This window comes from Colwellia echini, assembly GCF_002843355.2.
In the GTDB taxonomy this organism is placed as follows: Bacteria; Pseudomonadota; Gammaproteobacteria; order Enterobacterales; family Alteromonadaceae; genus Colwellia; species Colwellia echini.
Map to the genome: position 1 here is coordinate 1 of NZ_PJAI02000075.1, position 820 is coordinate 820.

At 49.4% G+C, this 820-nt stretch carries 1 protein-coding gene; it reads left to right on the forward strand.

Going from position 1 to position 820, the window contains the following annotated elements:
* On the forward strand, positions 1 to 820 hold an 820-nt coding region (locus CWS31_RS17335), incomplete at both ends, for a VCBS domain-containing protein (protein ID WP_211355864.1).

Below are 820 nucleotides of genomic sequence, written 5' to 3' on the forward strand. Positions count from 1 at the left end.
ATGCGAGCAATAACACAGCGACAGGTACTATTTCAGTATTTGACGTAGATACCGGCGAAGGTACGTTAGTGAGCAGCACTGCGAGCTACGGCACGGTTGTGGTTGATGGCACAGGTGTATGGGAATACAGCTTAGATGACAGCAATGCTGCGGTACAAGCGTTACCAGACGGTGAAACCTTAACCGACACGATCACCTTTACTAGTGACGATGGCACCACTGAGACACAAACCATCACCATCACGGGTAGCAATGATGCGGCGGATATCACAGTTACCGCAAGTGATACATTAGTGACTGAAGATGATGCGAGCAACAACACCGCAACAGGCACAGTGTCTGTTAGTGATATTGATACCGGTGAAGGGACTTTAGCGAGCAGCACGGCAACATATGGCACCGTTGTGGTGGATGCAGCAGGTCAATGGACGTATTCACTGGATAACAATAATGCTGCAGTGCAAGCACTACCGGCAGGCCAAACCTTAGTTGATACCATCACTTTCACCAGTGACGATGGCACCACTGAGACACAAACCATCACCATCACGGGTAGCAATGATGCGGCGGATATCACAGTTACTGCAAGTGACACAAGCGTGACTGAAGATGATGCGAGCAATAACACAGCGACAGGTACTATTTCAGTATTTGACGTAGATACCGGCGAAGGTACGTTAGTGAGCAGCACTGCGAGCTACGGCACGGTTGTGGTTGATGGCACAGGTGTATGGGAATACAGCTTAGATGACAGCAATGCTGCGGTACAAGCGTTACCAGACGGTGAAACCTTAACCGACACGATCACCTTTACTAGTGA